General features: G+C 71.1%; 7 protein-coding genes and 1 pseudogene. 4 read left to right on the top strand and 4 right to left on the bottom strand.

The window, feature by feature from the left end; all coding sequences use genetic code 11:
- Positions 1–183: 183 nt before the first annotated feature.
- The gene (locus O3Q52_RS42305) at positions 184–1,047 is read left to right on the top strand and encodes an Fpg/Nei family DNA glycosylase (protein ID WP_269653858.1); all 864 of its coding nucleotides are present in this window, start codon (positions 184–186) and stop codon (positions 1,045–1,047) included.
- An 84-nt stretch (positions 1,048–1,131) separates the two neighbouring features.
- On the opposite strand, the gene O3Q52_RS42310 is transcribed toward O3Q52_RS42305, so the two are convergent.
- From O3Q52_RS42310 to O3Q52_RS42320, 3 genes are all read right to left on the bottom strand, one after another.
- The gene (locus O3Q52_RS42310) at positions 1,132–1,803 is read right to left on the bottom strand and encodes an anti-sigma factor (protein ID WP_269653859.1); all 672 of its coding nucleotides are present in this window, start codon (positions 1,801–1,803) and stop codon (positions 1,132–1,134) included.
- A gap of 195 nt (positions 1,804–1,998) precedes the next feature.
- Positions 1,999–2,514, bottom strand: coding sequence for a hypothetical protein (locus O3Q52_RS42315; RefSeq protein WP_055617218.1), 516 nt, complete (start codon positions 2,512–2,514; stop codon positions 1,999–2,001).
- A 135-nt stretch (positions 2,515–2,649) separates the two neighbouring features.
- Positions 2,650–3,195, bottom strand: a complete 546-nt coding sequence (locus O3Q52_RS42320; RefSeq protein ID WP_055617217.1) for a sigma-70 family RNA polymerase sigma factor — start codon at positions 3,193–3,195, stop codon at positions 2,650–2,652.
- A 286-nt stretch (positions 3,196–3,481) separates the two neighbouring features.
- On the opposite strand from O3Q52_RS42320, the gene O3Q52_RS42325 reads away from it, so the two are divergent.
- Positions 3,482–4,654, top strand: coding sequence for a CapA family protein (locus O3Q52_RS42325; RefSeq protein ID WP_269653860.1), 1,173 nt, complete (start codon positions 3,482–3,484; stop codon positions 4,652–4,654).
- Positions 4,655–4,753: 99 nt separating this feature from the next.
- On the opposite strand, the gene O3Q52_RS42330 is transcribed toward O3Q52_RS42325, so the two are convergent.
- On the bottom strand, positions 4,754–5,215 hold the full coding sequence (locus tag O3Q52_RS42330) for a universal stress protein (protein WP_269653861.1): 462 nt from the start codon (positions 5,213–5,215) through the stop codon (positions 4,754–4,756).
- Between the two features lie 102 nt (positions 5,216–5,317).
- Here O3Q52_RS42330 and lysX point away from each other — a divergent pair, with 102 nt between their 5' ends.
- Positions 5,318–8,605 (top strand): bifunctional lysylphosphatidylglycerol synthetase/lysine--tRNA ligase LysX, encoded by a 3,288-nt coding sequence (lysX, locus tag O3Q52_RS42335; protein ID WP_269653862.1) that lies wholly within the window; start codon positions 5,318–5,320, stop codon positions 8,603–8,605.
- A 101-nt stretch (positions 8,606–8,706) separates the two neighbouring features.
- A pseudogene (locus tag O3Q52_RS42340) lies at positions 8,707–9,054 on the top strand (polysaccharide deacetylase family protein); the annotation flags it as partial.

Genomic DNA, 9,054 nt, shown 5'->3' on the forward strand with positions numbered 1-9,054 from the left:
TAGGGGCGGTGGCAAGTGCGTGTGGTGCGAGTTCTCGGTGCCCGAACGGAAGTGAGCGGGGTTGGAGGCTTGCGGGTGCGTTGTGATGTGCCGGTTGTTGGGGCTTGTCGCGCCCACGCGGCGGAGCCGCACAATGTCACAGCCCCGCGCCCCTGAAGGGGCGGGGGTGGCACCCTGGGTTCTATGCCGGAGCTTCCCGAGGTCGAAGCGTTGAAAGACTTTTTGGTCGATCACCTCGTCGGTCACGAGATCGTGAGGGTGTTGCCCGTCGCGATCAGTGTGCTGAAGACGTACGAGCCGCCGCTGAGCGCCCTCGAAGGGCGTGAGGTCGTGGCCGTGCACCGGCACGGGAAGTTTCTGGACCTGGAGACGGACGGCGGGCCGCGCTTCGTGACGCATCTGGCGCGGGCGGGGTGGCTGCACTGGAAGGACCGGCTTCCGGACGGCCCGCCGCGGCCCGGCAAGGGCCCGCTGGCGATGCGCGTCGCCCTGGAGACCGGCGAGGGCTTCGACCTCACCGAGGCGGGCACCCAGAAGCGGCTGGCGGTGTACGTCGTACGGGATCCGGGTGAGGTCCCGGGTGTCGCCCGGCTCGGCCCGGACCCGCTGGCCGACGACTTCGACGAGGCCCGTTTCGCGAAGCTCCTGCACGGTGAGCGGCGGCAGCTGAAGGGCGCCCTGCGCGACCAGAGCCTGATCGCGGGGGTGGGGAACGCCTACAGCGACGAGATCCTGCACGCCGCGAAGATGTCGCCCTTCAAGCTCGCCTCGGCCCTGACGCCGGAGGAGACGGGGCGGCTGTACGAGGCCCTGCGGACGACCCTGGCCGACGCCGTCGAGCGCTCCCACGGACTGGCCGCGGGCCGGCTGAAGGCCGAGAAGAAGAGCGGACTGCGGGTCCACGGCCGCACCGGAGAGTCCTGCCCGGTCTGTGGCGACACCATCCGCGAGGTCTCCTTCAGCGACTCGTCCCTCCAGTACTGCCCGACCTGCCAGACGGGCGGCAAGCCCCTCGCGGACCGCAGGATGTCCAGGTTCCTGAAGTAGCCGGCGGAGCGCCGTGACCGGCCGTCAGGCACCCGCGCAGGAGCCCTCAGGGCCCGGTGATACGGACCCGTCAGACGCCTGCGCTCAGGGGGCCTTGAGTGTCACCAGGGCCTTCCCCTCCGGGTTGCGCACCTCGTAGCGGACGACCTCGCCGGGATGCATCGCCGCCGCGCCCTGCATGGGCTCGGAGGGCTTGCTCTCGGCGGTCCCGCCGGTCTTCTCGGGCACGGTCCAGCTGAGTACGACCTGCTCCGAGTCGTCGCGGCCTATGGCGACGAGCTGGCAGCGCAGGAGACTCGGCGCGTTCTTGACCTTCAGGTCCACTTCGCTGCCCCAGGCGCGGTTCAGGGTGGTGACCTCGGCCCATACGCCCGACGACGGGTCGGTCGCCGCGACCGTCTGGCCGCCGGAGGACTCGTCCCCGGTGAAGACCGCCACCGCGGGACCGCCCACGGCGAAGACCACGGCCGCGGCGACCGCGTACAGCCAGCGCCTGCGTCCGCTGCGGCGTGTCGATGCGACATCGTCCAGGAGCCGGTCCAGCAGGGCCGGCCCGGCCTGCGTCATGGGATGCACCGCACGTGGCGTCGCCTGGGCGTATGCCCGCAACGACCGTGTGGTGGCTGCCAGTTCATGTATCTGAACCGCACACTGGGGACACTCCGTGAGGTGGTCCTCGAAGCGGAAGGCATCCGCCTCGTCCAGCACGCCGAGCGCATATGCGCCGACGTCGCGGTGGCGTTCCAGCGACCTCATACCAAATCCTCGGTGCCGATGGGGTGTGTGTGCGGGGAGTAGTTGCTTGCCCACCGGTACGCAGGAGACCGCCGAATCACTCAAGTCCCGTAGGAAACGAACCAAGAGATTCGGAGCGGACGGGCCCGCGGATTGGTCGAGGTTCAGAAAAAACTGGTCAGGGTGGTTGGCGGCGGAAGTCTGTCGGAAAGTCGCTCAGAAAAGATGGATCGCCAGGTGCCCCAGTGGCAGCCCCAGCTGCCAGGCGGGTGTCCAGACCTTCGGTCCGTCGTCCTCCCCGATGACGGGACCGCCGCCCGGCACCGCGTCCAGGTCGGGCGCGAGCAGCTCGGTCTCCTCCAGCCAGCGCCAGGCCGCCGTCGCCAGGTCCAGGTCCGGCGCCGGACCACCCGCGTCGATCGCCTCGGCCGCGAGTCCGGCCATGCGCTCGCGCACCCAGTCCTGCCACGGCTGGTCGTACGCCGTCAGTGACAGCCACGTCTCCAGCTGTGAGACGACCCGGATGCCGGAGAGCTCGCCGCTCGTGTCCGACAGGAAGATGGTGAGCGCCAGGGCGTCGCGCCCGGCGCGGAACTCGAAGGACGTCGGCGGCATCAGGTCGCCCGTCCGCAGCAGTTCGTCGGCGATGTACTCGGCGTACAACCACGCCATGGGGACGGTGAGTTCACCACCGCCCGCGCCGTCCGTGCTCTCTTGACCTCTGTGCAGCATCCCTTCCTGCCTTCCTCCGGTGCGTGCGCGTCGCCCGACCCCGGGCCCCAGTCCGGAACACGGATGAAGACAGCTGATTGCTCAACCATGGTCCTCGGCAAGGCGCTTTACGGAGGCTTGACCTAGCCTCCGGTTTCACCGCAGGTCGGCCGCGTATCCCGGAAGAACCCGGCGCAGGGCGCGCAGCGCGTAGTACGCGCGAGATTTCACGGTACCGGGCGGAATCCCCAGGGCCTCGGCGGCCTCCGCCACACTCGCCCCCCGGAAATACACCTGCACCAGGACTTCACGGTGCTCCGGAGTGAGTGTCTTCACAGCCTCTCGTACATCGAGGGTCGCCACCGAGCGTTCCGCGTGATCGGCTGCGACCCGCGCGCTCTCCAGTACGGCGTCCCCGACCTCGGCGGGCCGCGCCTGACGGGCCCGTCGCGCGTCTATGGCCAGCCGCCGGCCCACCGTCAGCAGCCAGGGCCGTACGGACTCGAAATCGTCGGCGCGCAGCGCCTCGGGATGCTGCCAGGCGCGTACGAACGTCTCCTGCACCAGATCCTCGGCACGCTGGCGGTCTCCGTCGGAGAGCCTCAGCATCAGGGCGAAGAGCGGTGCGCCGTGCTCCCGCTGCAATTCGGCCAGCTCGTGCTCGGCGGTCGTCCTGCTGGTCATGGTCGTGGCGGCCGTCATGGCCGTATGCCAGCGCAGGGCGACCCGCCGGGACAGGCCACGGACACGGCTCGTCGGCAGACGGTCGAACCCGTCGACGAACGGTACGACGAACGGTCAACCGGGACGGAAGGCTCCGCCTCCGCATCTCGGTTCGCCCCAATGGCCCCGTCCTGGAACCCCGTTCGGGGCAGTGACGGTGGCGCCTTCTCGACTCGCGTCGGCACGCTTATCCGGATACATATCGGTTCGTACTTAAATACGACCGCATTGAGCGGTATTGAGCCGCATTGGAGCGAGGCCGAGAATGGCGAGGACACCACGCACCCGACAGGCGACAACGGTCCTCGCGGTCCTGTGCTGCGCCGCCGTTGTCGCGAGCTGTCAAGGTCAGGACGGGCCGAAACGCCGGGGGAGCCCGGTCGGGGGCGGAGCGTCGGCGCAGGGCTTCACACTCGTCGCCTCCGGTGACGTCCTCCCGCACAGCTCGATCATCGACAGGGCGCAGGCCGACGGAGGCGGGTACGGCTACGACTTCCGCCCCATGCTGTCGGGGGTCAAACCCGTCGTGGCCCGCGCCGACCTGGCGATCTGTCACATGGAGACGGTGTACGGAGCGGACGGCGACTACACCGGCTACCCCACCTTCAAGTCCCCGCCGCAGGTGGCGGAGGCCCTCGCCGCGACCGGCTACGACGCCTGCTCGACCGCCTCCAACCACACCCTGGACGACGGCGCCGCCGGTATCCACCGCACCCTCGACGCGCTCGACCGGGCCGGGGTGCGGCACGCCGGGTCCGCCCGCAGCGCCGCCGAGGCGGGCGCGCCCACGATCATGCAGACGGGCACCGCCAAGGTCGCCCACCTCGCCTACACCTATGGCACGAACGGCTTCCCGCTCCCGGCCGGTGAACCCTGGGCCGTCAACCTCATCGACCCCGACCGGATCGTCACGGACGCCCGGGCCGCCCGGAAGGCCGGCGCCGACGTCGTGGTCGTGTCCCTGCACTGGGGCACCGAATGGCAGGACGAGCCGGACGACCAGCAGCTGAACCTGAGCAAGCGGCTCACCGGCGCCCGCACGGACGGCCGCCCCGACATCGACCTGATCCTCGGCACCCACGCCCACGTCCCCCAGGCGTACGAGAAGGTCAACGGCACCTGGGTGATCTACGGGATGGGCGACCAGATCGCCGGCAGGATGACCAACCACAGCGGCGCCCACGACCCCCGCGGCAACGAGAGCACGATCGGCCGCTTCACCTTCGCCCCGCCGGAGAAGACGGGCGACCGCTGGCGGGTCGAGAAGGCCGAATTCGTACCCCAGTGGTTCGACCTGGACTCGGGCCGAGTGGTCGAACTCAACAGCGTGATCGGCCAGGGAGCCGACGTGACCGCTGTACGCGACCGGATCCGCCGTGTCGTCCTCAGCCGGGGCGCGGCCGCCGACGGCCTCGTCATGGGGAAGCCGGCGAAGTAGGTGAAGTAGCGGGGCGCGTTGAAGCGCCTCGCGGGCGTGCACGTCTGGGAAGCGCGTTCCGTACCCCCGGCGCCGGCACCCACGGCACCGCTCGGCGCTCTACGGCACCACCGTCACCGGCCACCGCCCCGCCTTCACCAGGCGGATCGCGACGGAACCGACGATCCGGTGGCCCGCCTGCTCGGAGGCGCCCACGACGACGGCGTCCGCCTTCAGCTGGTCCGCCGCCGAGACGAGTCCGTTGTACGGGTCGCCGCGGAAGGTGTGGAACTCCCAGCGCACATCGAATATGCCCTTGACCTGCTCGGTCGCGTCCCGGATCTCCCGGACCAGCTCCTCGGCGATCTGGTCGGTCGTCTGGGCGACCGGAACCCCGAGCGCGGCGCCGGCCGCCATCACCGGCTGGACATACACCAGAGCGAGCAGCGCCCGCTGGCGCCGGGCCAGCCCCGCGGCGTAGGCGGCGGCCCGCAGGGACGAGTCGGAGCCGTCCACGCCGACGACGATGACCTTGGGCCCGTCGGTGCCCCGTTCGAACTGGTGGGAGTGCTGTTCCGTCACGGCGCAGAGGCTATCGGAACGGGTGGCCCCCGCAGCCGCCCGGGACCGCGCACGGCCGCGCTCGACAGGCGGCCGGGCCCCGCTCTTCCTACAGTCGAGAGCATGAGTGCCGGCGTCCGGGCAGAAGCCCCGAGTGACCCGAAGGACACGACAGGGCCGATACGCCCGTCGCGGGACGGTCTCCTCGGCAAGGTGCCCGAGGGATTCGCGGTCTTCTTCGCGGCCCTCGGCCTGCTCTGTCTGGTGCTGGCCTTCATCCCGCCGCTGCGCCGGCTGCTGCGCCCGGTCGTCCATGTGCTGAACCTGGTCGTGGTCCCGGTCAGCGCGAACCTCGCGTACGCCGTCTTCCTGTTCCTCCTCGCGGCCGCCGTCGCGGCCCGCAAGAAGATCGCCTGGTGGCTGGTCGTCGTCTACCTCGGACTGCTGGTCCTCGTCGACGTGCTGGGCACCGCGATGGGCCAGTACTCCGACTCCGTCCCCTCACTCGTGGTCTGCGCCCTGGCCCTGGGCCTGCTGATCGTGGCACGCCGGGAGTTCTACGCGGACTCGCGCAGAGCCGCGGTGCGCCGCGCCCTCGGCGTGCTGCTCGCCGGGCTGGCCGTGGCGATCCTCGTCGGCTGGGGGCTCGTCGAACTCTTCCCCGGCACACTGCCGCGCGGCCAGCGCCTGCTGTGGGCCGCGGACCGGGTCTGCGGCGGACTGATCTCGGGCGGCGCCTTCGACGGGCGGCCACCCCGCCCGCTGTTCTTCCTCCTCGGCCTGTTCGGCGCGCTCGCCCTGCTGAACGCGGCGGCCACCCTCTTCCGCTCCCAGCGCATGGAGGCGGCCCTGCACGGCGACGAGGAGCGCCGCATCCGCGCCCTGCTGAAGGCCTACGGGGCGGACGACTCGCTCGGCTACTTCGCCACCCGCCGCGACAAGGCCGTCGTCTTCTCGCCCAGCGGCAAGGCCGCCGTCACCTACCGCGTCGAGGCCGGGGTGTGCCTCGCCAGCGGAGACCCCGTCGGCGACCGCGAGGCCTGGCAGCACGCCATCGGCGCCTGGCTCGACGTGGCCCGCCGCTACGCCTGGGCCCCCGCCGTGATGGGCGCCTCCGAGGAGGGCGCGAAAGCCTACGCACGCTCAGGGCTCGGCGCCCTGCAGCTCGGCGACGAGGCGATCCTGCACGTCGCCGGCTTCGACCTCGACGGCCGCGACATGCGGGTGGCCCGGCAGGCGGTGGGCCGCGTCCGCCGCACCGGCGCCACCTGCCGCGTACGCAGACACTCCACCCTCACCGACGAGGAGATGGAGGAGATCGTCGACAGGGCGGACGCCTGGCGGGACACCGAGACCGAGCGCGGCTTCTCCATGGCCCTGGACCGGCTCGGCGACCCCGAGGACGGCGACTGCCTCCTCGTCGAGGCGATCGGCTCCGACGGCAAGCTGCTGGCGCTGCTGTCCCTCGTGCCCTGGGGCCGCGACGGCGTCTCGCTCGACCTGATGCGCCGGGACCGCAGCGCACCCAACGGCGTCATGGAGTTCATGGTCGCCGAGCTGTGCGCGGTGGCCGGAAAGCTCGGGGTGCGCAGGATCTCGCTGAACTTCGCCGTGTTCCGCTCGGTCTTCGAGGAGGGCGCCCGCATCGGCGCCGGACCGGTCCTCAGACTCTGGCGCCGCCTGCTGCTGTTCTTCTCCAAGTGGTGGCAGCTCGAAGCCCTCTACCGGTCCAACGCCAAGTACCACCCCGAGTGGTATCCGCGCTTCATCTGCTACGGAGACACCGCGGCCCTCGCCCGGATCGGACTGGCCTCGGGCATCGCGGAGGGCTTCGTCTCCGTACCGTCGCTGCGCACGCTCCGGGGCAGGGGGCACGCGAAGGGCGGGCCGAAACCGGCGAGCACCGAGGGCCTGCCGTCGCTGTCGGCGCTCGGCCTCGACGGAGGGGACGAGGCCGAGGCCGCCGATCCGACCGCGGGACTGCCCGAACAGGTCCGCATCCGGCACCGCAAACTCGACCGGCTCCGCGAAGACGGCATCGACCCCTACCCGGTGGGCATCCCGCCCCGCACCCACACCCTCGCCGAGGTCCGCGAGGGGCAGCACGTGACGGTCGCGGGCCGCGTCATGCTCGTACGCGACTTCGGAGGCATCGTCTTCGCCGTCCTGCGCGACTGGTCCGGCGACTTCCAGCTCGCCCTCACCCGGAAGGACGCCGGCCCGGCGCTCGACCGGTTCCGCAAGGACGTCGACATCGGCGACCACGTCACCGTCACCGGGCTCACCGGTGTCAGCGACAAGGGGCAGCCCACGGTCTTCGTCACCTCCTGGCTGCTCATCGGCAAGTGTCTGCGCCCCCTGCCGGACAAGCGGCGCGGCCTCGCCGACCCCGAGGCCAAGGTGCGCCGCCGCTACCTCGACCTGGTCGCGAGCCCGGACGCCCGGGACGTCGTACGCGCCAGGTCCACCGCCGTCCAGGCCCTGCGCCAGGGCCTTCTGGAGCGCGGCTATCTGGAGGTCGAGACGCCGATGCTCCAGCAGATCCACGGCGGCGCCAACGCCCGGCCCTTCCACACCCACATCAACGCCTACGACCTCGACCTCTATCTGCGGATCGCACCCGAGCTCTATCTGAAGCGGCTGTGCGTCGGCGGCATGGAGAAGGTCTTCGAGATGGGCCGCACCTTCCGCAACGAGGGCGTCTCCTACAAGCACAACCCCGAGTTCACGATGCTGGAGGCATACCAGGCCTTCGCCGACTACGACGTGATGCTCGACCTCACCCGCGAACTGATCCAGGGCGCGGCCACCGCAGCCTTCGGCTCGCCGGTCGCCCGCAAGGACGGAACCGAGTACGACATCTCCGGAACCTGGCCCGTCAGGACGGTCTACGGGGCGATCTCCGAGGCGCTGGGGGAGGAGATCGACGCCGACACGGGCCTGGAGTCCCTGCACCGGCTGTGCGACCGGGCGGGCGTCCCGTACACCGCCGAGCACGGCCGCGGCGATGTCGTCCTGGAGATGTACGAGCGGCTGGTCGAGGAGAAGACCAAGCTGCCGACCTTCTACAAGGACTTCCCGACCGACGTCTCCCCGCTCACCCGGCAGCACCGCGTGGACCCGCGGCTCGCCGAGCGCTGGGACCTCGTGGCCTTCGGCACCGAGCTGGGGACCGCCTACTCCGAGCTGACCGACCCCGTCGAGCAGCGCCGGCGGCTCACCGCGCAGTCGCTGCTCGCCGCCGGGGGAGACCCGGAGGCGATGGAGCTGGACGAGGACTTCCTCGACGCCCTGGAGTACGCCATGCCGCCCACCGGAGGGCTCGGCATCGGCGTCGACCGGCTCGTCATGTTCCTCACCGGGCTCACCATCCGCGAGACACTGCCCTTCCCGCTCGTACGCCGCCGCTGAGCCGTTCCCGACGCCAGGGAGCTGCTCTCAACGGGTGCTTTCGTGCGTCCGCACCGGTGGAGATGTGCTGTGCCGCACGTCGGCCGGGCGACTGATTACTCATGAATAAGGATCAGTTCCTCTCGCGGCGCCGGGCGTTGCTCGCCGGTGCCGCCGTGCTGGGAGCGGCAGGCGCGGCCGGCACCGTACAGGTGCTCACCGCCGACCCGGGCTCCCCGGTCCGGTCCTCCGCCGCTCCGGCCGCCGGCGCCCAGGCGAAGCGCGCGGCCCTGAGACCCTCCGCCTACCGTCTTCGGCCCATCGCCGGATACGGGCCGGTCCGCGGCACGGCCGCGCGGACCCTCGTACGGCACCAGCCGTTCCTGCGTATGTCGGGGCGCGGCAAGACCATGGTCCTGACCTTCGACGACGGGCCCGACCCCCGCTACACCCCGCAGATCCTGCGCACG

The sequence above is a fragment of the Streptomyces sp. ActVer genome (assembly GCF_027270795.1).
Taxonomy (GTDB): Bacteria; Actinomycetota; Actinomycetes; order Streptomycetales; family Streptomycetaceae; genus Streptomyces; species Streptomyces umbrinus_A.